The organism is Arthrobacter sp. SLBN-112 (genome assembly GCF_006715225.1).
Classification (GTDB): Bacteria; Actinomycetota; Actinomycetes; order Actinomycetales; family Micrococcaceae; genus Arthrobacter.
The window spans coordinates 4227509-4249795 of the sequence record NZ_VFMU01000001.1 but is presented as its reverse complement, the minus strand read 5'-3'; the positions used below and the strand labels follow the sequence as shown (position 1 = coordinate 4249795).

Here is a 22287-nt window from a genome sequence, read left to right as displayed (position 1 = left end):
TTCCTAGCCCTCGGTCCGTGACCATTTGGTGAATCGGTAGCGCGTGCCGTTGGCGGCGGTCAGCCAGCCGTCCGGCGGGACGGAGGCGGAGGCCTCCCAACTGGGGCCAAGCTCCGGGGCGAACGTGTCGCCGTCGGCCGTCACGTCGATGGTGGTGACCACCGCGACGTTCGCGAGGTCCGTGGACTGGCGGAAAACGTCGCCGCCGCCCAGGATCCACACCGTCTCGCCGCCGTCGACAAACTGCGACTCAAGGAGCGCATCATCCAGGGAAGGAACCACGACGGCGCCCTCCGCCTCAGGCGTGCTGGCCCAGCTTTTCTGCCGGGTAATGACGATGTTCGTCCGGCCGGGCAGGGGACGGTACTTGTCGGGGAAGGACAACCAGGTCTTGCGGCCCATGATGACCGGGTGCCCGCTGGTGAGCCTGGTGAAGTGCTTGAGGTCCTCGGGCAGGTGCCAGGGCATGTCCCCGTCCTTGCCGATGACGCCGTCGGAGGTCTGCGCCCAGACCAGGCCGACGCCGGTGATCGAGCTGGCCAATTCCTCCGTGAAGGACTGCGGATCGGTGAAGTTCCCGGTGCTCATACGGCGATCGGCGCCTTGATGGTGGGGTGGTGCTGGTAGCCCACCACTTCAAAGTCCTCCAGCGTGTAGTCGAAGATCGATGCCGGCTTGCGCGTGATCTTCAACTGCGGGTAGTCATAGGGCTCGCGTTCCAGCTGCTTGAGGACCTGGTCCATGTGGTTCTCGTAGATGTGGACGTCGCCGCCGGTCCACACGAACTCGCCGGGCTCAAGCCCCACCTGCTGGGCCACCATGCAGGTGAGCAGCGCGTAGGAGGCGATGTTGAACGGCACACCCAGGAACATGTCGGCGCTGCGCTGGTAAAGCTGGCAGGAGAGCTTGCCGTTGGCCACGTAGAACTGGAAGAACGCGTGGCACGGCGGCAGCGCCATGTCGTTGAGCTCGGCCACGTTCCAGGCGGAGACCATGTGCCGCCGGGAGTCCGGGTTGCTCTTCAGGTTCTCCACCAGCTCGGCGATCTGGTCGATGTGTCCGCCGTCAGGAGTGGGCCAGCTGCGCCACTGAACGCCATAGACGGGGCCAAGGTCGCCGTCCTCGTCAGCCCATTCATTCCAGATAGTGACGCCCTGGTCCTGCATCCACTTGATGTTGGTTTCGCCGCGCAGGAACCATAGGAGTTCAACTGCCACGGACTTGAAGTGGACCCGCTTGGTGGTGATCAGCGGGAAGGTCTTGGCCAGGTCAAACCGCATCTGGCGGCCGAAAACGCTGGTGGTTCCGGTTCCCGTGCGGTCCGATTTATGGGTGCCGGAGGCCAGGACGTCGCGCAGGAGATCTTCATAAGGCGTAGGGATGCTCACGCCCCAAGTCTACTGGCTGGCCGTCGGGAAAGGCCGGGCGCCCCGCGGCCGGACGCCCCCACAGGGATCACGGCGACCACCACGGCCGCCGTGACCAGGACAACCCCGACGGCGGACGCGGCCTGCCAGACGGAGTCCCACCGTTCAGGACCAAGGGGCGATGCCGTATGCAGTTTCGGGCCTGAGCTCATCAACAGCACCCCGGCCTGCGCGGCGAAGAATGCGGCCAGCGTCCGGACCACACGATGCACCGTGATGGCCCGGAGCGCGGCGTCCAGGTCCGGGACCGTGGCCGCAACACTGTATCGACGCCGGGCAAGCATCAGGGGAATGCCGGACAAGAACGCAATGCCTGCGCTGGTCAAGGCGGTCACCTCCCACGTTGGCTGCACTAAAACCTCAGCCTGCCGCACCGCGACAGCCACAATCACCGCAACCAGAACGGCTGCCGATACGACCAGCATGGACATCAGGGCAGGGGAGACGGGCTGGCGTGGCCAGTGGCGGGGCTCGGTCTCCAAGCCATGGTTGCGGTGCAGCAGGACCTCGCCGCCGGCCACAACAGCCAAAATGGCGGCGGCCGAAAGAGCTACCAGAACTGCAGGGCCGCCGGCGATGGCGCCCGGCACGAACAGCACTGCCGGCGCGGGGACGAAGGCGGCCAACCCCATGGCCGCACCGATGGATACGGACAATCTTGTTGCGGGCTGGGCCGCGGTGGGGGCGCCACGCCCCATCCCATTTGGGCCTTCCAGCTTGGGAGGGGGCCAGCACAGCATCAACAGCAGGACCGCCAGGTTGAGCATGCCTGCCGGGTTCATCCAACTTGTGGGTCCCAGGGCGGGATCCGGTCGAGCCGCGTGGTTACCGGCAATTGCCCCAAGGCCGGAGGCAACGGTGGCAACAGTCCGGAGCAGCCGGTTCATGGTGATGGTCCGGAGAAGGCTATCCTGCAGGGAAGTGAGCCCCGCCAACAGCGAGCGGCGGGTGATCAGGACCAGGACAACCAGGGTTCCCGCCGCCAGCACCAGCAGGGCGCCACCGAGGTAACCTGCCAGCTCGGCGCCGGGAATGCGGCCTTCGCCGCCCACGGTCGAGTAGCCGCCTGCGCCGTCCGGCTGTGACTCATAGGGGAGAGGGGCGAAGCGCGGCAAGGTGGAGGTCCACAGAATCTGTGCGGCAGCTCCCACGAAGACCGCCAGGACGGTCCAACCGAGCCTGCGTGGGAGAAGATCCCGGACCCGCCGTGGGTTTCCGGATTGTCGAGGCGTTACGGAGCCTCTGGGGTAGCTGAGTTGCCCCAGCGCATGAACGGCCAGGCAGCCAAGGACCGGCCACGCAAGGGCAGACGGAATGTCCACAGGAACAGTGGCACCCGGGGAAATCGGAAGGATCCCTGCATTGGCAGCCGGCAACAACGAACTTGCCAGCCACCCAACCAGGCCGACCCAGAAGGCGTGCCGGGACGCGGTTGCCGCACGGTCACTCCCACTGCCTCCCCGGATGAGGGACCGGAGCAGGAAATATACGCCGCCGGCAAGCAGGAACGGCCCCAGGAGAGCCATCGGTGGAACATCGTTGACAACAGCAATTGTGGCAGCCTGCACGTTATCCCCCCAGAACGGTGCGTCGTGCCACTAAGTCAATGCCGACAAGAGCCTTGGGTCAAGCTGCGAGGACCGCGGCTAGTCGTCGAAGGGCTTGAACTGCTCCACCGCCACTACCCGTTTCTTCCCACCATTGGCCACGTGGCACACCACCACTTCGCCGGGGGACAGGTAGGGTTCCTTGGCCGGCAGCAGTCTCGTCAGGTGCGAGGGCATGTGCTCCGCCAGCTGCTTGAGGACGGTGGGCAGCGCGGGCCGGTGCGTACAGACAACCACGGGCCGCTGCTTGTCGAAAAGGGACTCGATGACCGCAGCCGTCTTCTTGGGACTGCGCTGATGCTTGTGCTCGGTCAGGCCTTCCGCCAGCTTCACCTTTGCTCCCGTGGCCCGCGCATAGGGGGCCACGGTGGCGACGCAGCGCAGCCACGGACTGGTGACCACCCGCATCGGCTTCCATGCCTGCAGGAGCCGGCCCACGGCCTGCGCCTGCCGGGTGCCGGTGGCCGCGAGCGGACGCTCGCCCTCCGCCTTGCTCCAGGATGAGCGCGGTTTGGCCTTGGCATGGCGGAGCACCAGCAGCGGCCAGGTGTCCAGCGTGCCCCGTTCGTGCGCGTCACGCAGGTATTCAAGAGGGACGACGTCGGAGGGGTTGGACAGCAGGCGGGCCGCCTTTTCGGGGGCGCACCACATGACGCTGTCCACCTCCTTGCCGTCCGGGACCAGGGTGTTGCCGTTGACCTTGACCGCCCAGTAGTAGACCACCTTGAGGCCGGATGATACGTGGTAGTGGATGGGCGGCAGGGGTATCCCAAGCGGCGCCCGGAGGCCGATCTCCTCCCACACCTCACGGACGGCGCATTCGGGAACGGTCTCGCCGTTGTCGATCTTTCCCTTGGGCCACGACCAGTCGTCGTAGCGCGGCCGGTGGATCAGCGCCACTTCAAGGCCATCCTTGTTAACCCGCCACGGGATGGCACCCGCAGCGGTTACGGCGACGGGTTCCCCCGGGTGGTCAGTCTGGTCAGCTACGAGTGCATCGCTCGACAACGCGGCTGCCTATCGCCGGCTCAGGCTGCGTTGACGCGGCCGGGACGCCAACAGCCAGGATTGGACGTCTTCCAGCGGCTTCCCGTCCTCAGACAGGTGGTGCCGGGTCCAGCGGCCCTCGTTGTCCAGGTGCCAGCTGGACGTTTCCGGTGCCATGTACCGCTTCAGGAGGTCAAGGACGTAGGTGATGTCGTCCGCGCTGGTCAGCTGAACCAGTGCCTCCACCCTGCGGTCCAGGTTGCGGTGCATCATGTCGGCTGAGCCGATGTACACCACGGGGTCCCCGCCGTTGGCGAAGGCGAACACCCGCGAGTGCTCCAGGAACCGGCCCAGGATGGAGCGGACGGTGATGTTGTCGCTCAAACCGGGAACGCCGGGGCGCAGGGAGCAGATCCCACGGACCACCACGTCCACTTTGACCCCCGCCTGCGAGGCGCGGTACAGCGAGTCAATGATGGCCTCATCCACCATGGAGTTCACCTTAATCTGCACCTGCCCGGGCACCCCGGCCCGGGCGTTGCGGATCTCGGTCTCGATCCGGTCGATCAGCCCGGACCGGACGGAACGCGGCGCCACCAGGAGCCGCTTGAAGGTGGACTTGGGGGCGTAGCCGGAAAGCTGGTTGAACAGCTTGGACAGGTCCTCGCCCACCTGTTCGTTCGCGGTCAGCAGGCCCAGGTCCTCGTAGTAGCGGGCGGTCCGGGGGTGGTAATTGCCGGTGCCGATGTGGCAGTAGCGGCGCAACCCGTCCACTTCCTGCCGGACCACCAGGGAAAGCTTGCAGTGCGTCTTCAGGCCGACGATCCCGTACACCACGTGCACGCCGGCCTGCTCCAGTTTGCGGGCCCAGGAGATGTTGGCCTGCTCATCGAACCGCGCCTTGATCTCCACCAGGGCCAGGACCTGCTTGCCGGCCTCGGCCGCGTCAATCAGGGCGTCCACAATGGGGGAGTCGCCGGAGGTGCGGTACAGGGTCTGCTTGATGGCCTGCACCTTGGGGTCCGCCGCAGCCTGTTCCAGGAACGCCTGCACGGACGTGGAGAATGAATCGTACGGGTGGTGCAGCAGGATGTCGCGGCGGCGCATGGCGGCAAACACGTTCGCGGCCTTGGAGGTTTCGGACTCGTTCAGGTACCGCGAGGTGTGCGGGACGTGCTTGGGGTAGTGCAGGTCCGCCCGGTCGATGGCGGCGATAACGGACAGGCCCCGGAGGTCCAGCGGTGCCGGCACCGAGTAGACCTCTGACTCTTCCACGCCCAGCTCACGGATCAGCAGCGCACGGATGTTGGGGTTGATGTCATGGGTGACTTCAAGCCTGACCGGCGGGCCGAAGCGGCGGCGCAGGAGTTCCTTCTCCAGGGCCTGCAGGAGGTTCTCGGCGTCGTCCTCCTCCACCTCGACGTCCTCGTTGCGTGTGACGCGGAAGGTGTGGTGCTCCAGGACCTCCATGCCCGGGAACAGCTTGTCCAGGTGGACGGCGATGACTTCCTCGAGCGCGATGAACCGGGCCACCCGGCCGGGGATTGCGCCGGCGCGCGGACCATCAATGGAGATCAGGCGCGGCAGCTGGTCCGGGACCTTGACGCGGGCGAAGAGTTCCTTGTCGCTGATCGGGTTCCGGACCACCACGGCAAGGTTCAGCGACAGGCCGGAGATGTAGGGGAAGGGGTGGGCGGGGTCAACGGCCAAGGGGGTAAGGATGGGGAAGACTTTTTCCGCGAACATCACGCTGAGCTGCTGCTTTGCGGCGTCGTCCAGTTCGTCCCAGTGCATGAGGTGGATGTGCTCGTAGGCCAGGGCGGGGCGGATCTGGTCGGCGTAGACCTCGGCGTGCCGCTCCTGGAGCCGGTGGGCTTCCTCGCTGATGCGTTCCAGCACCTCGACAGGGCTCAGGCCGGCGGGCGACGGGACGGCGAGGCCCGTGGCGATGCGGCGCTTGAGGCCGGCGACGCGGACCATGAAGAACTCGTCCAGGTTGGAGGCGAAGATGGAAAGGAAGCTGACGCGTTCCAGCAGGTGCAGGGTGGGGTCCTCGGCCAGCTCCAGTACGCGGGAGTTGAAGGCGAGCCAGCTCAGCTCACGGTCCAGGAAGCGGTCCGGCCGGATGTCGCCTTCCGGCTGCAGGTTCGGTGCGAATTCCGGAATGTCGATGCGGTCCTGGGTAGCCCTGGACGCCGGTACCTCGGAGGAGCCGAAGCGTGCCCGGACGGGCACCGCAACTTCCTGGGACGTAGCTGTTCCGGAGGGTTCCGGGTTCATGGCTTCTCCTTTAGCTTGCGCGTTGGTGCCGGCGCTTCCGCCCCGCGCGGTTCCCTTTCAACCTTACAAGCATTCACCTGCCCCACGGCCCTTGTTTTACGCCCTGCAGGGGAACGTTGTTGCTGCCCTGCCTACCCTGCCGCCGGTCCATACATGACGTCCATGTCCCAGCGCGTGAAACCGAGCCGCCGGTACAGGGCAACAGCGGCGGTATTGTCGGCGTCCACATAGAGCATGACCCCGTTCAGCCCGGCGTCGCGGAGGTGCTTGATGCCGGCGATGGTCAGGGCCTTGCCCAGGCCCATGCCCTGGGCTTCCGGCGTTATGCCCACCACGTACACCTCACCGATCGCGGGGTGCGAGCCGTGCCGGGGGTGGACCTTGGTCCAGTGGTAGCCCAGCAGGCGGCCGTCCCGGTCCTCCGCCAGGAAGAAACCCGCGGGATCGAACCAGTCCTCCGCCATGCGCGCCTCGAGGTCGGCCCGGGTGAGGTTCCCCTGCTCGGGATGGTGGGCGAAGGCTGCCCTGTTGGCGGCCAGCCAGGCGTCCTCATCCTTGCCCGGCACGAAGGGGCGGATGGCCACCCCGTCCGGGAGGCCGGCGTCGGGAAGCTCCGCGCCCGCCGTCGTCATCCGCATCTTCCACAACTCACGCACCGGCGCGTAGCCGTAGCGCGCCGCAAGATCGGCGGCGGCCTCATGGTTGCCGTGGGACCAGGCGTTCAGCCCGTCAAAGCCCCGTACTTCCTTGAGGGCGCCGACCAGCCGGTCCGCGACTCCCTGGTTCCGGTAGGAGGGGTGAACGGCGATCTCCAGGATGCCGTTGCCGTCCGGTTCCTCAACCACGACTGCGAACCCGGCCAGGTCCTCTCCGGTGGCGGGATCTGAGTCCTCATCGGGCGCATAGAGGGCCAGCGTCAGCAGCGTGTGCCCGGCGGAATCCCCGGCACGCATGGTCACCAGGCTCTGCTCGGAAATGGAAGGGTTTCCATCCGATTCCTCAGCCGCCGCCAGGAGGTCGCGGCAGTCCTTGAGGAGTCGTTGATCAACTCCGCCCCGGACGACATGGACGGGCCACTTCTGCGGATGCGCTGGAGTCATGAGCCAAGGCTATACGTCAATGGCGGGCCGGGGCTCAGGCCTCGGTGAGTTCGTCTTCCTGCTGCCGGACCAGGGTGAGGCGGTAGCCAACGTTCCTGACCGTGCTGATCAGGTTCTCGTGGTCCGCGCCGAGTTTGGCGCGGAGGCGCCGGACGTGGACGTCCACGGTGCGGGTGCCGCCGTAGTAGTCGTAGCCCCACACCTCGGTGAGCAGCTGCTGGCGGGTGAACACGCGGCCGGGATGCTGCGCCAGGTATTTCAGGAGTTCGAACTCCTTGAAGGTCAGGTTCAGCGGCGCGCCGTTGACCCGTGCCGTGTAGCTTGCCTCGTCGATGATGACGCCGGCGGCACGGATCTCGCTCGGGGCGTCTTCCTGCTCGGGCACGGCCCGGGCAACGGAGAGCCGGATACGCGCCTCCACTTCGGCGGGTCCAGCGGAATCGAGGACAATGTCGTCAACGGCCCACGCCGAGGACACAGCAGCCATGCCGCCCTCGGTCAGGATCAGGACCAGGGGAGCGCTGAGTCCGGTGGCTTTCAGGAGCTGGGTGAGCGAACGGGCGCCCACCAGGTCCTTGCGGGCATCCAGCAGGACGATGTCGCAGGGGTCCGTCTCAAGGAGGGCCGTGGGCTCGGCGGGGAGGATATGGACCCGGTGGTTCAGCAACTCGAGGGCAGGCAGGATGTCCACCGAAGAACCGGTGCTGTTGGTCAGTAACAGGATGTGCGACATTGTTCCTCCAAGGGCCGTCCGCGCATCATTGGGCGACTGAACCGGATTCTCACCGGCCGGTACGGGCTTCCTGCACGAGGTTCCCAGCCGTCAGCACGCCGCCGGCCAGCCACCTCAGCAGGGAGCGTAGCTGAACCTTGAGTATACCCGGCGGCCTCCTCCAGACCACAGATTCAGGCCGCGGACAGGCACGTTTTGCGACATATGCGGTTCACATAAGGCAGGATTGAAGCAGGGCGGACCAGCCCTGCCACGAGGGGGCGGACCAGCCTTCCGGCCGACGCCAGGATGGGAAAACAGCGCAGTGAGTGCACCGACGAACCACAGGCCGGGCCCCGCATGACGGCGGAACTGCAGGCACCCGTGCGTTCGCTTGGTTCGTGGACCATCGGCGTCATTGGGATCGCGGGCCTCATCGCCATCATCGCCGGGTTGTATGCGTCTCCTGTTGCGCTCGTCGCCGTCGGCATCCTCATTGCCGCCGCGGTGGGCATCGGGTGGCCGCACTTCCTGCGCATCCCCGCCAAGAAGACCCTCGCCGCCGTCATCGCCCTTCCGGGTGCGGGCGCTGCGGTGGCCGCCGGGGTGACACCGGCTCCGGGCTACCTGGACTGGACGCCGGCCCTCGTGGCACTGGGAATGATGGCGGTCTTCGTGGTGCAGCTGGTCCGCGGCACGGGCCAGGCCCAACGGCTGGAGTCCACGCTCGGCTGCTGCGCCGGCGTCCTGCTGTCCTGCCTTGGAGCAGGCTGGGTTGCCGGTGCCCGGTTCAACGGCGTCCGCGAGATGCTGCTGGTGGCGGCCGTCAGCGCGGCTGTGGCCCTGCTCGCCGGCCTCATCCGCTGGCCGGACAGCATCATTGCGCCGCTGGGCATTGTGCTCGCCGGCCTGGCCGGGCCGCTGGCGGGACTGGTCCTGTCGGACATCGCCGTCCTGCCCGCCGCCGTCTTCGGGGTGGTGGTGGGCGCAGTCCTGGCAAGTTTCCGCAGGCTGGCCACGCTCCGCGGCGCTCCGCTGAATTTTCCTGCCGCCCTGAGCATGGGCCTTGCCCCGGTTTCTGCGGTGGGATCCCTTGCGTACTTCATAGACAAACTACTCATCTACTAACGGGTTAGGATGGCACCATGTCCGTACTTGCTTTTGAAATCTTCTTCCTTGTCCTGCTCGGCATCGCGAGCCTGTCCATGGCCTGGTTCGCCGGTTTCGTGGTCTACCGCCTCTTCAAGGGCCAGAAGTAGCCACCCCCTTTCCGGAGCCAGCCGTATCTCGAGGTAATACCAATGCCCATTGAGATTCCTACAGATCTGACCCCTGAACTCGTCCCCCTTTCATGGCTCATTGGTGAGTGGGAGGGCCGCGGCCGGCTGGGCAGCGGCGACGAGGACTCGGAACACTTCCTGCAGCACGTCTCCTTCACCCACAACGGCCTGCCGTACCTCCAGTACCGGGCCGAAAGCTGGTTGACCGACGACGAGGGCACGCGCCTGCGGCCGCTCACCGTTGAGACCGGCTTCTGGGCGCTGGAGCGCAAGCAGCTGGATGCCGACGGCGGCCCCGGCCTGGTGCCGGCCGACATCGTCCCGGTGCTGAAGAGCGCCGACGAAGTCGAAGCGCTGCGCAACAAGGACGGCGGCTTCGACATCTCGGTGTCCATCGCCCACCCCGGCGGAATCACGGAGCTGTACTACGGCCAGATCAAGGGCCCACAGATCCAGTTGACCACCGACATGGTGATGCGTGGCAGCCACTCCAAGGAGTACAGCGCGGCCACCCGGATCTTCGGCCTGGTGGACGGCAACCTGCTGTGGCGGTGGGACGTGGCAACAGGGGGAGAGGGCGGCAGCGGCCTCGAAGCCCACGCCTCCGCGTTCCTGCACAGAGTCTCCTGACACAGCAAGAGTCTCCTGACCTGGAAAGGGCTCCTCGTGGAAGACGGCACGGAACAAGCGGGGAAGCCCGGCGGCTACGGCGGACTCAAAGCCGTCTTCTTTAACGGCACCCTGAAGAAGTCGCCGCAGACGTCCAACACGGACGGCCTGATCGCCATCAGCCGCGGCATCATGGAAAAACAGGGTGTCAGCACCACGGTGATCCGCACCGTGGACCACGACATTGCCAGCGGTGTCTACCCTGACATGACCCAGCACGGATGGGCCACCGACGAATGGCCGGCGCTCTATCCCGCCGTCCAGGAGGCCGACATCGTGGTGGTGGCGGGCCCCATCTGGCTGGGCGACAACTCGTCCCAGACCAAGAAACTCATTGAGCGCCTCTACGCCCATTCCGGCGAGCTGAACAGCAATGGGCAGTGGGCGTTCTATCCCAAGGTGGGCGGCTGCCTGATCACCGGCAACGAGGACGGCATCAAGCACTGTTCCATGAACGTCCTCTACAGCCTGCAGCACATCGGCTTCAGCATCCCGCCGCAGGCCGACGCCGGCTGGATCGGCCCGGTTGGCCCCGGCCCGAGTTACCTGGATGAGGGCTCCGGCGGCCCCGAAAGCGATTTCACCAACCGCAACACCACCTTCATGACCTGGAACCTCCTGCACCTGGCAAAGATCCTGAAGAATGCGGGCGGATACCCCGCCTACGGCAACCTGCCCAACGAATGGAACGCCGGAACCCATTTCGATTTCGAAAACCCGGAATACCGTTAGCCTGCGAGGACTTCTACTTCATATGACTACCCCGAGCCCTTTGCTGTCGCGCCCCGGCGCCGTCGAGGCCGGCGGCCCTGACGCAGGAGTCGCCGCCCACTACGGCGAGCCCCTGCGCGAGCAGCGCGCACTCGCTGCCGGAACCGCCGTCGTCGACCTTTCCCACCGCGGCGTGGTCACCGTCACCGGGCCGGATCGGCTGAGCTGGCTCAATACCCTGTCCTCGCAACAGGTGGCGGCGCTGAAGCCGGGGGAGTCCAGCGAACTGCTGCTCCTGAGTGTCCAGGGCCGCATCGACTTTGACGCCCGGGTCGTTGACGACGGCGGGACCACCTGGCTGATCGTCGAGGCCGCCGAGGCAGCGCCGCTGGCTGAGTACCTCAACCGGATGAAATTCATGCTCCGGGTGGAAATCGCCGACGTCTCGGCAGACTGGGCCGTCGTGGGCAGCACCCGGGCCGTCCCCGAGTGGTCCGGCCGCCTAGCCTGGCAGGACCCATGGCCGCACGTGTCCGTCGGCGGATACTCCTACGCCGTCGTCCCCGAGGAGAAACATCCGGGGCTGGAGCGTCCGTGGTTCGAGTACCTCATTCCCGCCGCCGAATTGGAGGACGCAGTTTCCGGGCACGCGCTGGCCGGCGTGCTCGCCGCCGAGGCCCTGCGGATTGCCGCGTGGCGCCCCCGGATCGGCGCCGAGACGGATGACAAGACCATCCCGCACGAACTGGACCTGCTCCGCACCGCCGTGCACCTGGCCAAGGGCTGCTACAAAGGCCAGGAAACCATCGCCCGCGTCCACAACCTCGGCCACCCGCCCCGCCGGCTCGTCTTCCTGCAGCTGGACGGTTCGCAGCACACCCTCCCCGCGGCCGGAAGCCCGGTCCTTGCGGGGGAGCGCAAGGTGGGAACGGTGACCTCGGTGGCCCAGCACTACGAGATGGGGCCCGTGGCCCTGGCAGTCATAAAGCGTTCCGTGGCGCCGGCTGAGATACTGACGGTCCTGGACGGCGATGAGCCGTATCCTGCCGTCCAGGAACTCATTGTCGCCCCGGACGCCGGCCAGGTGGTGGGGCGCCAGACCGGATTCCTGAAAGGGCCACGCTGATGACCGAACACACCGGGACCACCCCTGCCGGCCTTGGGGCGCAGGCAGCGGAAGGGTACGACGACGACGCGCTGGCTTTGGCGCAAACGCTTTTCCAGGCTGCACGGGAAGGAAGCGACGCGCTGCTGGGTGCCTACCTGGACGCCGGGGTTCCCGCCGCGCTGACCAACTCCGCCGGTGACTCCCTGGTCATGCTGGCCGCCTACCACGGCCACGCCGGCACCGTTGGGCTGCTCCTGCAGCACGGTGCCGACCCCAACACCGCCAACGACCGGGGCCAAACCCCGCTGGCCGGCGCGGCCTTCAAGGGCTACACGGACGTGGCCCGCGTCCTGCTCGGCGCCGGCGCGGATCCGGATGCCGGTTCGCCGTCGGCACGGGCCGCAGCGCAAATGTTCGCCCGCACGGAGATCCTGGACCTGCTGGGCTAGCTTCACCCGGGTTCCGCCCGGCACAAAAAACTCCTGAAGGAAGACCGAGTGGAAAACGTAGCAAAGCCCTGGCCGGCACTGTGGTCCCTGGTGATCGGGTTCTTCATGATCCTGATCGACACCACAATCGTGTCCGTGGCCAACCCCCGCATCATGGAGGGCCTGGACGCCGACATCAACTCGGTGATCTGGGTGACCAGCGCCTACCTGCTGGCCTACGCCGTCCCCCTGCTCATCACCGGCAGGCTGGGCGACAGGTTCGGGCCCAAGAAGCTCTACCTCTCCGGCCTGGTGGTCTTCACCCTCGCCTCGCTGTGGTGCGGATTCTCAGGCGACGTCCGGATCCTCATTGCCGCCCGCGTCCTCCAGGGCCTTGGCGCCGCGATGATGACTCCCCAGACCATGGCCGTGATCACCCGGATCTTCCCGCCGGACCGCCGCGGATCAGCCATGGCCGTCTGGGGCGCCACGGCCGGGATGGCAACACTTGTGGGACCCATCCTGGGCGGGGTCCTGGTGGACGGCCTTGGCTGGGAGTGGATCTTCTTCATCAACGTGCCCATCGGCGTCGTTGGCTTCATCCTTGCGCTGCGCAACGTTCCGGCCCTGAGCACCCACCCGCACAAGTTCGACATTCCCGGCGTGCTGCTGAGCGCCGTCGGGCTCTTCCTGCTGGTGTTCGGGATCCAGGAGGGCGAGACCTACAACTGGGGCACCATCACGGGGCCCATCAGCGTGTGGGGCCTGATCATCGCCGGCATCGTGGTGCTGATCGGCTTCGTCCTGTGGCAGCGGTTCAACAAGGGCGAGCCGCTCCTGCCGCTGGGACTGTTCCGGGACCGCAACTTCTCCCTGGCCAACATCGGAATCACCACCGTGGGCTTCACCGTGACCGCCTTCAGCCTGCCGCTCATCTTCTACTACCAGCTGGTCCGGGGCCTCACCCCCACGCAGTCCGCCCTGATGATGGTGCCCATGGCCCTGATCTCCGGCGGGCTGGCGCCCGTGGTGGGCAAGCTGGTGGACCGGGTCAACCCGAAATACATCACCGCCACCGGGCTGGTGCTCATGGCGGTGGCACTGCTGTGGAACTCGGCCCTGATGCAGCCGGATACGCCCATCCTGCTGTTCCTGCTGCCCAGCGCCGTCCTGGGCTTCGCCAACGCCGGCATCTGGGCCCCGCTCAGCACAACGGCCACCAGGAACCTGCCGCCGCGCCAGGCAGGGGCCGGTTCGGGCGTCTACAACACCACCCGGCAGATCGGTGCGGTCCTGGGAAGTGCCGCCATTGCCGTGCTGATCCAGTCCCGGCTTGCCGCTGAGCTTCCGTCGGGCGGGACCGGCGGAGCTGCCGGGGAAGGGCTGGCAATGGGTGGCTCGCTGCCGGAGTTCCTTCATGCAGGATTCTCGACGGCGATGGGCCAGTCCATCCTGCTGCCCGCCGGAGTGATCCTGGTGGGGGCTGCGGTGGCGCTGTTCTTTGCCAAGCCGCAGCCGGTCCAGGGCTGGGGAACGGAGGGGCAGGGCCGGGCGTCAGCGAAGGTGGACGCTGGTCTGGATTCCGCCGGCTGAGAGGCCAAGCTGCCTGGCCAGGGCCAGGCAGCCGGTGTTGCTGACGTCCGCCCGCCACTGCAGCGTCAGCCCGGCGGCCAGGGCCTCATGGGCCGCGATCGAGCCTGCCAGCGAGCCCAGGCCCCGGCGGCGCCACTCAGGATCCACCAGCACCCCCATGTTGGCCAGCAGGCCTTCCCATTCCCCGTAGGCCCCGCAGGCCAAGGGCACCCGCCGGCCGTCCACATCGTGCACGATGGTGTACCGGTTTTCGAGGTCGGAGAGCCCCACTTCGTTGACGTCATCCGGCGGGCAGCGGCCCTCCAGCTCGATGGCCTCAGGGTTCCCGTGCGAAACCGTCAGCTCCTCGGAGGGCTGCTGAAGCGGCAAGTCGTCGGCGAAGAACAGGGCGGCAGCACCGAGTCCGTGGCCGCCCTGGTCCCTGGTCAGTTTCAGCAGCGTGACGTGCTGCGCCATCTCCTCGTCAGGGATGTCCGTTGCTGCGTCAATGACGTTCTGGGGGGCCACCAGCGCGGAACTTCCGAACAACCGGACGAACTCAACCGTCCGGGCGGATTCGTCAGCGCGGACAATCCGTTCGCCCGAAGCCAGGGCGTCACCGAATGCGTCGTCGTCAAGGCCCAGCCGGCGCGCCCACGCCAGCTGGATGATGGCCGCTGAACCGGGATCGAGTGTCATGGTCCCAGCCTAGGGCGGCGCGGTGGCTTAGCCGAACAGGACCGCGGCTTCGTCGTAGCGGTTCTGCGGGACGGTCTTCAGCTGGCCCAGTGCCTCCTCGAAGGCGACGTGCCGGATGTCCGTGCCCTTCAATGCCACCATGGTGCCCCAGTAACCCTCCACCACGGAATCGATGGCAGCCATGCCCAGCCGGGTGGCAAGGACCCGGTCGAAGGCAGAAGGGACACCGCCGCGCTGGATGTGGCCCAGGATGGTGGCGCGGGTTTCGATGCCGGTCCGGGCCTCCAGCTCCGGGGCCAGCTGGTCCGCGATGCCGCCAAGGCGGGGGCGGCCGAAGGTGTCCAGGCCACGCTCAGAGTGGGGGCTTTCCATGTGCTCCGGAACGAAGCCTTCGGCCACCACCACCAGGGGCGCGCGGCCACGGGCGTGGGCCTCGTTCACCCATTCGGTGATCTGCTCGATGCTGACCTTCTGCTCCGGGATAAGGATGGCGTGCGCGCCTGCGGCCATGCCGGCGTGCAGGGCGATCCAGCCCACGTGCCGGCCCATCACTTCGGCGATCATGCAGCGGTGGTGGGATTCGCCGGTGGTCCGGAGCCGGTCGATCGCTTCGGTGGCGATCTGCACGGCGGTATCGAACCCGAAGGTGTAGTCGGTGGCGTCAAGGTCGTTGTCAACGGTCTTGGGGACACCCACGATCTTGAGTCCGGCGTCTGTCAGCCGCTTGGCGGCTGCCAGGGTTCCCTCACCGCCGATCGCGATGATGGCGTCGATGCCCAGCCGGTCCATGTGCGCCTTGATGGCGTCCGGGCCACCGCCGTTTTCGAAGGGGTTGGTGCGGGAGGTGCCCAGGATGGTGCCGCCCTGCTTGGCGATGCCGCGGACCATGGTGCGGGGGATGTCGATGATGTCGCCCTCCACCACGCCGCGCCAGCCGTCGCGGAATCCGACGAATTCCTGGCCATGGACGGCGATGCCTTTCAGCACGGCGCCGCGGATCACGGCGTTCAATCCGGGGCAGTCGCCACCGCTGGTGAGGATTCCAATTTTCATGTTCGGCTCAAATCCTGGAGAGAAGGTTTACAGGCAGAGCGCCACGCTGAGCTCACCTAGAAGTGTAGTGGGGTGTGTGGGGTACGACACAAACCGGTTACATGGGGTGGCGCCCACGGCAGGGACAGCCCGGGCATGGGAAAGGCCCCTGATTTCGCGGATTGTCCGCGAAATCAGGAGCCTTGGGCCCTGGCCGGTGGGCCGGGCCAGTGGTGCTGGTCAGTGGTGGTCAGTTGAGCGACCGCCGGTCCAGGAACGTCTGGAGGACGATGTCGTTCCGCTGGTCCGGGAGGATCACCCAGGCCAGGAGGTAGAAGACGAATGCCGGGCCTGGCAGCAGGGCGAAGAGCAGGAAGGCGATGCGGACAAAGGCAACGTCCACATTGAGCTTGGCAGCTATGCCGCCGCAGACTCCGCCGAGCCACCGCTCCGGTCCGCGCTGCAGGCCGAGGCCCCTGACGATGCTGAAGAACTTATCCATGGTTCAAGACTTCCCTGTCGTTGGTTCGTTGTCACGTTTTCGGGCTGAGAGCAGGCCGCCAACCACCAGGGCTACGCCTGCGCCGATCATGAGCCCGATCAGGACGTAGGTGCCGTTGAGGGTCACGATGCCCAGCTGCGCCACGATGATCAGGGCGGCCAGCGCCAGGACGATCAGTCCCCACACCACCGTCCCCACCCTGGGAGGCGCCGTTCCGGTGCTGTCCCGGCCCGCCGTCGTCGGAATGTTGCTGGTGTCCATGTCAGTTGCCTTCCTGGATTGTGACGTTGCTGAACGTGCCGTCAATGCGTACCACCAGGTGGTTGCCGGGCTTGTCCGCGTTGTAGCTGCTTTCGCGGGTGGTGGTGCCGCCGCGCTGGCCGGTTGCCTCGTTAAGGTTTCCCATGGTCATGTCCGCCTTGATATCGACGGGCACGTTTTGCGGGATCACCACGGTTACGTTGCTGGCGGTGATGTCCAGGGGAACCACGACGTCGGATGTCAGCTGGGCGGTCGGGGAGAGGTCCGTGAGGTCCACGGTTCCCCGCCCGGCGGTGATGTCGATGCCGCCGCGCGCCTCCTCGATGCTGGCCGGGTTCCAGTCCACCTGCTGGAAACGCATCCGGCCGTCGTCCAGCGTGTTGTAGATGCCGCCGGTTACCAGCGCGATCACGGCAAAGAGGCTCAGGACGCCGGAGGTCCGGCCGCGGAAGCCCGCCAGCAGGATGCCCAGGCCCAGGATTGCGGCCGCACTGGCCCACACAATGGCGTTTGCGGAGCCGCCGAGGTCGATGATGTTTGCAGCGTCGAGCGCCTTGAGGCCGCCGCCCACCAGCAGGGCAGAGCCGGTTGCGATGGCGACGGCTGGGGCGCCGGGACCGGCGGGGCGGGGCTTTTGCGGCCGCGGTGGAACCCACGGTGCGGGGTAGCTGCTGCCGCCGGGGACTCCGTTGCCGGGCCCGCCTGCGCCAGGTCCACCGGGGACCCCGCTGCCAGGGCCCCCGACTGGAACGCCCGAGGCCCCTTGGCCGTAGGTTCCGGTACCGGGTGCGCCGGTGGTGCCGCCGCTGTAGCGGGGTACCGCGGGGAAGCCCGGGCCGGACGCCGGGGCGGCGCCTGCGCCCGTGCCTGCAGAGAATGATGAGGTGTATTCCCCGGAGGTGTAATCCACGCCTGGACGTCCCGCCGGGTGGGCCGGACCGGGGGCCGTGGCCGTGTGGCCGGCCATCGTAGGGTGCGCTTTATTGCGCTGGGAGAGGTAGTAGACCAGGTAGATCGCGCCGCCCACCCAGAAGACGGTCCAGAGCAGTCCGCCCAGGCCGTTATGGCTCCAGCCCCAGAAGCCGCCGCCCAGCCCGGTGAGCCCCAGAACGGTGGCGATCAGGGAGCCCGTCATGCCGCTGGACCAGCGCCCGGCGCCGGCTTCCTGGACGTGGATCCGCCCGTCCGGTTCCGGGAGGAAGGCCCATGCCAGGCCGTACAGGAACACGCCGATGCCGGCCAGGAGCGTCAGGACAATGAAGACGCCGCGGATGATGATCGGGTCCACGTTCAGGCGGTGGGCGATCCCGCTGCAGACGCCGCCGATCCAGCGGTCGTTGCCGCGGTAGATGCCGTTGCTGCGGATCCAGCCGAAGAAGTCGGTGGAAGGAGTTGGGGCGGTGGCGCTGCCGGGGAAGGCATAGCCCTGCGCTGGATCAGCGGGACCAACGCCCGGACCAGCGCCCGGGCCGGCCGCAGGGCCTGTGCTGGAATCTGTGCCCGGGATCGTGCTGGAGCCGCTGTCTGGACCGGACGCTGGGTCCGAAGGCGTTGCGGAGGGGGACGGCAGCGGCTGGGTGGGCCGCTCGCTGTCAGAACCGGGGAAGGCCCCGGAAGGGTGTTCGTCGTCAGGGGAGGGAGTCTGCGAGTTCATACCTCGATCCTCCCGTCCGGCCCCTTCGCCGCTCTACTGGGGGAAACCCTGAACGGCCCCTGACCCGTCCCCGGTATGCGGCAGGATGCGGTCCGGGCAACCCTGATCCGTGTTTGGATTGATCCATGACAACGCTCCCGGTGCGCCCGCCCCTGGCGCGGAGCAGCGACCGCGTCATCGCCGGGGTGTGCTCCGGCCTCGCCGCGCACCTGGGCTGGCCGGTCCGGAATGTCCGGGTGGGCATGGTCCTAGCCGCGTTCGCAGGAGGGGCCGGCCTGGTCTTCTACGCCTGGCTCTGGATCATGGTGCCCACCGCAGATGAGGCCGCGCGGCGCAACGCCCGCCGGCCGGCGTCGCCCATTGCTCCCGCCGTTAGCCAGCCCGCGCAGGGCCAGCCGTTGCACGGCCAGCCGATGAAGGAAACACCGTCCGACGGCGGAACATCCGCAGGTGCCTCAGGACCCGCTGCGTCAAACGCGGCGGTCACGGATTCCCCCTGGTTCCGGGTGCGCGGGATGCGGTACGGCAAGGAGATCCTGCTCGGCTGCGGGCTCCTGCTGGTGGCCGGCATCATGATCGCCCAGCTGCTGGGCGTGGATGTGTCCCTGGGGACGCTGATCCCTGCCGCAGCCGTGCTGGGCGGCGCGTCGATAGCCTGGATGCAGCTGGATGAAACCCGGCGCGCCGGGCTGTTGGACAAGACCAAAGCGGACCAGGCAGGCGGGTGGGGCAGGCTCGCTGCGGGACTGGCGCTGGTGGTGGCCGGGGTCCTGGTGATGGTGTCCGGCTCGGGCTCCTGGGAACAGACATGGCTGGCCCTGCTGGCTTCCGTGGCGGTCCTGGGCGGCGTGGTGCTGGTCCTGCTGCCGTGGGCGCTGAAGTTTTGGCGGGACCTGGAAACTGAACGGGCCGGCAGGATCCGGGAGACGGAACGGGCGGAAATTGCTGCCCACCTGCACGATTCCGTGCTGCAGACACTCGCGTTGATCCAGCGGCGCGCGGGCAATGAGCATGACGTCGTCCGGCTTGCCCGTGCCCAGGAACGCGAGCTGCGCGGCTGGCTGTTCCAGGATCCCGGCCGCGAAAGCGGACAGCTTTCAGACCGGCTCAAGGCTGTTGCCGCCGAGGTGGAAGACCTGCTTGGCAATCCCGTTGAAGTAGTCACGGTTGGTGATGCCGCCATGACCGAGGCACACGAGTCCCTGGTCCAGGCAAGCCGGGAGGCCATGCTCAACGCCTCGCGGCACGGCGGCGGAACGGTGTCCGTCTACCTTGAAGCATCGGAGGGCCAGGCGGAGATCTTCATCAAGGACAGGGGGCCCGGTTTCCAGCTGGGGGATGTCCCGGCGGACCGGCTTGGCATCAGGGAATCAATCATCGGCAGGATGAAACGGCACGGCGGCTCGGCGGCCATCCTCAGCACGGGCGACGGCACCGAGGTCCGCCTGAGGCTGCCGGCCGCAGCAGAACATGCGGAAGGAAAATCATGAACACCACCCAGGGGACAGGTGCCGGAGGTGCCCGCCCGGCCAACTCCGTGCGGGTTGTCATTGTGGATGATCACGCCATCTTCCGGTCCGGACTCAAAGCGGACCTGGATTCCAGCATTCAGGTGGTGGGTGAGGCTGCCACTGTTGAACAGGCCATCGCCGTGATCGCCCAGCAGCGCCCCGACGTCGTCCTCCTGGATGTCCACCTTCCCGGCGGACTGGGCGGCGGCGGGCGGGAGGTCATCGCGGGCTCCGCCGCACTCCTTGCCACCACCCGCTTCCTGGCCTTAAGCGTCTCCGACGCGGCAGAGGATGTGGTGGCCGTGATCCGCGCCGGCGCCCGCGGCTACGTCACCAAGACCATCTCCGGGGCCGAGATCACCGACGCCGTGTTCCGTGTGGCTGGCGGCGACGCCGTCTTCTCCCCGCGCCTTGCCGGGTTCGTCCTGGACGCTTTCGGCACCGCTCCCGCGGATATTGCCGACGACGAGCTGGACAGGCTCTCCGCCCGTGAGCTCGAGGTCATGCGCCTCATTGCCCGGGGCTACAGCTACAAGGAGGTGGCCAAGGAGCTCTTCATCAGCATCAAGACGGTGGAGACCCACGTTTCAGCAGTGCTGCGCAAGCTCCAGCTCTCAAGCCGCCATGAACTGACCAAGTGGGCCGCCGAGCGCCGCCTCCTTTAAACCAGGGATGCTCCATCACTTTCGGTTCCTAAAAAGCTTTTTAGGGACCAAAAGTGATGGAGCATCAGGTATTTGGGGCGCCTACTGGGCCTTGCCCAGGAAGTCCTGCAGGCGCTGGACGCCCGTGGCGAGGTCTTCATCGCCAAGCGCATAGGAGAGGCGCAGGTAGCCGGAGGGGCCAAAGGCTTCGCCCGGAACCACTGCCACCTCAACCTCGTCAAGGATGAGCGAGGCCAGCTCGGCGGAGGTCTGCGGCCTTGCGGTGCCGGACGCCGTCGGGAACTCCTTGCCCAGCAGCGCACGCACGTCCGCGTACACGTAGAAGGCGCCCTTCGGCGTCGGGCATTCCACCCCGTCGATCGCGTTCAGGCCGGCGACGATCGCCTTGCGGCGGCGGTCAAAGGCAACCTTCATGTCGTCCACGGCGGTTAGCGGACCGGACACCGCGGCGAGTGCGGCGATCTGCATGATGTTGGAGACATTGGAGGTGGCGTGCGACTGCAGGTTGGTGGCTGCCTTGATGACGTCTGCCGGGCCGATCATCCAGCCGACGCGCCACCCGGTCATGGCGTAGGTCTTGGCGACGCCGTTGAGGATGACCACCTTGTCGCCCAGTTCGGAGGCTGCGGTGGCGATTGACGTGAACGGCACGCCGTCGTAGGTCAGGTGCTCATAGATCTCGTCCGTGACCACCCACAGGCCCTTGGCGGCGGCCCACTTGCCGATCTCCGCAACCTGTTCAGGGGAGTAGACGGCGCCGGTGGGGTTCGACGGCGAGACGAACAGCAGGATCTTGGTGCGGTCCGTCACGGCTGCTTCGAGCTGTTCCACCGTTACCAGGTAGTCCTGTTCGGGTCCGGCGAAAACCTCCACGGGGACGCCGCCGGCGAGCCGGATGGCCTCCGGGTACGTGGTCCAGAACGGGGTGGGAACGATGACTTCGTCGCCCGGGTCCACCAGGGTGGCGAAGGTGTTGTACACGGCCTGCTTGCCGCCGTTGGTCACCAGGACCTGGGACGGATCCACCTGGTAGCCGGAATCACGCAGCGTCTTCTCGGCAATGGCCTTCTTCAGCTCAGGCAGGCCGCCGGCGGGGGAGTAGCGGTGGTACTTCGGCTGGCTGGCGGCCTCGATGGCGGCCTGCACAATGTAGTCCGGAGTGGGGAAGTCGGGTTCGCCCGCGCCGAAACCAATAACGGGCCGGCCGGCTGCCTTCAGCGCCTTGGCCTTGGCGTCGACGGCCAGGGTTGCGGATTCGGCAATTGCGGAAATGCGTTGGGAAACGCGGGCGGCAGACATGGCAGGTCCGTTCTTCGCAGGCAGCCGGGAGGCTGGAATGTGGGATTCGACGAGTTCTACTCTATGCTGTTCACCGGACCCTCCGGGGAGCCGGTTTTGATTTGTGACTGCCCCGCGCAGCACCTTTCAGGCCGGACTTCGGATGGACCGGGCCAGGCTGGTTTTACCTACGCGAAGTTCTTGCGTAGACTGGTTCACCGGTGTTGAAACACGGATGATGGCGTGCGCCCCAGTTCAAACTGGTGCCTGGTCGTCAAAGAGTGGAATTCACTCCATAGGGTAGTGGCGCAATTGGTAGCGCAGCGGTCTCCAAAACCGCAGGTTGCAGGTTCGAGTCCTGTCTGCCCTGCGCAAGCTGCTCCGGGCGAAAGCCCGGAGCAGGCGCAGCAACCATGGTTCTGATCAGGGCCGGGTAATCCACCATTGCAAAGATGAGCGAGGACCAGGTGACCGAAACAGCTGCCAGCAGCTCCAAGGGCCGCCCAGCTAAGAAGGAAGCCAAGGCAAACTTCTTCGCCCGCATTGCACTCTTTGTCCGCCAGATTATTGGCGAGCTGAAGAAGGTTGTTGCCCCCACCCGCAAGGAACTGATCAACTACACGCTCGTGGTGCTGGTGTTCGTGGCCATCATGATGGTCATCGTCAGCCTGCTGGACATCGGTTTCGGAACCGCTGTCAGCTGGATCTTCGGCGGCACCGGCCCCAAGGACAGCTAAGGCTGCACGGTCCGCAGGCCGCGTGTTTCGCCCGGGAAACCGGAAGGGATGCGTTGGCGTGCGGGAT

The 22287-nt window shown here is 66.8% G+C and carries 22 protein-coding genes and 1 tRNA gene; 10 read left to right on the top strand and 13 right to left on the bottom strand.

Annotated elements, in window-relative coordinates:
* Positions 1-3: 3 nt before the first annotated feature.
* The 7 genes from FBY33_RS19555 to FBY33_RS19525 form a co-directional block, all read right to left on the bottom strand.
* Positions 4-588, bottom strand: coding sequence for a dihydrofolate reductase (locus tag FBY33_RS19555; RefSeq protein ID WP_142032062.1), 585 nt, complete (start codon positions 586-588; stop codon positions 4-6).
* Complete coding sequence (locus FBY33_RS19550) at positions 585-1388, bottom strand: thymidylate synthase (protein WP_142032059.1); 804 nt, start codon at positions 1386-1388, stop codon at positions 585-587. Before FBY33_RS19550 ends, FBY33_RS19555 begins: the two co-directional genes overlap by 4 nt.
* Positions 1385-2578: a hypothetical protein gene (locus FBY33_RS19545; protein WP_235010616.1), complete on the bottom strand. Its 1194-nt coding sequence runs from the start codon at positions 2576-2578 to the stop codon at positions 1385-1387. Before FBY33_RS19545 ends, FBY33_RS19550 begins: the two co-directional genes overlap by 4 nt.
* A 495-nt stretch (positions 2579-3073) precedes the next feature.
* Positions 3074-4042, bottom strand: coding sequence for an NUDIX hydrolase (locus FBY33_RS19540; RefSeq protein ID WP_142032057.1), 969 nt, complete (start codon positions 4040-4042; stop codon positions 3074-3076).
* A gap of 9 nt (positions 4043-4051) precedes the next feature.
* Entirely contained in the window at positions 4052-6301 is a 2250-nt protein-coding gene (locus tag FBY33_RS19535) for an RNA degradosome polyphosphate kinase (RefSeq protein ID WP_142032055.1), read from the bottom strand.
* Between the two features lie 131 nt (positions 6302-6432).
* On the bottom strand, positions 6433-7401 hold the full coding sequence (mshD, locus tag FBY33_RS19530; RefSeq protein ID WP_142032053.1) for a mycothiol synthase: 969 nt from the start codon (positions 7399-7401) through the stop codon (positions 6433-6435).
* A 34-nt stretch (positions 7402-7435) separates the two neighbouring features.
* Entirely contained in the window at positions 7436-8134 is a 699-nt protein-coding gene (locus tag FBY33_RS19525; protein WP_018769102.1) for a winged helix-turn-helix transcriptional regulator, read from the bottom strand.
* 339 nt (positions 8135-8473) lie between these two features.
* Here FBY33_RS19525 and FBY33_RS19520 point away from each other — a divergent pair, with 339 nt between their 5' ends.
* The 6 genes from FBY33_RS19520 (at position 8474) to FBY33_RS19495 (ending at position 13902) form a co-directional block, all read left to right on the top strand.
* On the top strand, positions 8474-9241 hold the full coding sequence (locus FBY33_RS19520; RefSeq protein ID WP_142032051.1) for a permease: 768 nt from the start codon (positions 8474-8476) through the stop codon (positions 9239-9241).
* Between the two features lie 173 nt (positions 9242-9414).
* Entirely contained in the window at positions 9415-10023 is a 609-nt protein-coding gene (locus FBY33_RS19515; protein ID WP_056334169.1) for an FABP family protein, read from the top strand.
* A 36-nt stretch (positions 10024-10059) separates the two neighbouring features.
* Entirely contained in the window at positions 10060-10794 is a 735-nt protein-coding gene (locus FBY33_RS19510; protein ID WP_142032049.1) for a flavodoxin family protein, read from the top strand.
* Positions 10795-10816: 22 nt separating this feature from the next.
* A complete protein-coding gene (ygfZ, locus tag FBY33_RS19505) occupies positions 10817-11899 on the top strand; it encodes a CAF17-like 4Fe-4S cluster assembly/insertion protein YgfZ (protein WP_200831425.1) in 1083 nt (360 codons plus the stop codon).
* On the top strand, positions 11899-12330 hold the full coding sequence (locus tag FBY33_RS19500) for an ankyrin repeat domain-containing protein (RefSeq protein ID WP_142032047.1): 432 nt from the start codon (positions 11899-11901) through the stop codon (positions 12328-12330). Before ygfZ ends, FBY33_RS19500 begins: the two co-directional genes overlap by 1 nt.
* A 48-nt stretch (positions 12331-12378) precedes the next feature.
* Complete coding sequence (locus tag FBY33_RS19495; RefSeq protein WP_142032045.1) at positions 12379-13902, top strand: DHA2 family efflux MFS transporter permease subunit; 1524 nt, start codon at positions 12379-12381, stop codon at positions 13900-13902.
* Here the strand turns inward: FBY33_RS19495 and FBY33_RS19490 are convergent.
* The 5 genes from FBY33_RS19490 to FBY33_RS19470 all read right to left on the bottom strand — a co-directional run bounded on the left by FBY33_RS19490 (position 13864) and on the right by FBY33_RS19470 (position 18029).
* Complete coding sequence (locus FBY33_RS19490; RefSeq protein ID WP_142032043.1) at positions 13864-14580, bottom strand: GNAT family N-acetyltransferase; 717 nt, start codon at positions 14578-14580, stop codon at positions 13864-13866. The genes FBY33_RS19495 and FBY33_RS19490 overlap by 39 nt on opposite strands.
* Positions 14581-14607: 27 nt before the next feature.
* Positions 14608-15633 carry an ATP-dependent 6-phosphofructokinase gene (locus FBY33_RS19485; RefSeq protein ID WP_142032041.1) on the bottom strand — a complete coding sequence of 342 codons (1026 nt, stop codon included), beginning with the start codon at positions 15631-15633 and terminating at the stop codon, positions 14608-14610.
* Positions 15634-15862: 229 nt separating this feature from the next.
* Positions 15863-16114, bottom strand: a complete 252-nt coding sequence (locus tag FBY33_RS19480; protein ID WP_142032039.1) for a PspC domain-containing protein — start codon at positions 16112-16114, stop codon at positions 15863-15865.
* A 3-nt stretch (positions 16115-16117) separates the two neighbouring features.
* Entirely contained in the window at positions 16118-16375 is a 258-nt protein-coding gene (locus FBY33_RS19475; protein WP_142032037.1) for a hypothetical protein, read from the bottom strand.
* A gap of 1 nt (position 16376) precedes the next feature.
* Positions 16377-18029 carry a PspC domain-containing protein gene (locus FBY33_RS19470; RefSeq protein WP_142032035.1) on the bottom strand — a complete coding sequence of 551 codons (1653 nt, stop codon included), beginning with the start codon at positions 18027-18029 and terminating at the stop codon, positions 16377-16379.
* A gap of 125 nt (positions 18030-18154) precedes the next feature.
* Here FBY33_RS19470 and FBY33_RS19465 point away from each other — a divergent pair, with 125 nt between their 5' ends.
* Both FBY33_RS19465 and FBY33_RS19460 read left to right on the top strand, forming a co-directional pair.
* Positions 18155-19519: an ATP-binding protein gene (locus FBY33_RS19465; protein WP_142032033.1), complete on the top strand. Its 1365-nt coding sequence runs from the start codon at positions 18155-18157 to the stop codon at positions 19517-19519.
* The gene (locus FBY33_RS19460; RefSeq protein WP_142032031.1) at positions 19516-20205 is read left to right on the top strand and encodes a LuxR C-terminal-related transcriptional regulator; all 690 of its coding nucleotides are present in this window, start codon (positions 19516-19518) and stop codon (positions 20203-20205) included. Before FBY33_RS19465 ends, FBY33_RS19460 begins: the two co-directional genes overlap by 4 nt.
* An 81-nt stretch (positions 20206-20286) precedes the next feature.
* Here FBY33_RS19460 and FBY33_RS19455 read toward each other — a convergent pair whose 3' ends face one another.
* On the bottom strand, positions 20287-21504 hold the full coding sequence (locus tag FBY33_RS19455) for a pyridoxal phosphate-dependent aminotransferase (RefSeq protein WP_142032028.1): 1218 nt from the start codon (positions 21502-21504) through the stop codon (positions 20287-20289).
* 276 nt (positions 21505-21780) lie between these two features.
* Here FBY33_RS19455 and FBY33_RS19450 point away from each other — a divergent pair.
* A tRNA-Trp gene (locus FBY33_RS19450) sits at positions 21781-21853 on the top strand.
* A gap of 82 nt (positions 21854-21935) precedes the next feature.
* Positions 21936-22220, top strand: a complete 285-nt coding sequence (secE, locus tag FBY33_RS19445) for a preprotein translocase subunit SecE (RefSeq protein WP_056388913.1) — start codon at positions 21936-21938, stop codon at positions 22218-22220.
* The last annotated feature ends 67 nt before the right edge of the window (positions 22221-22287 follow it).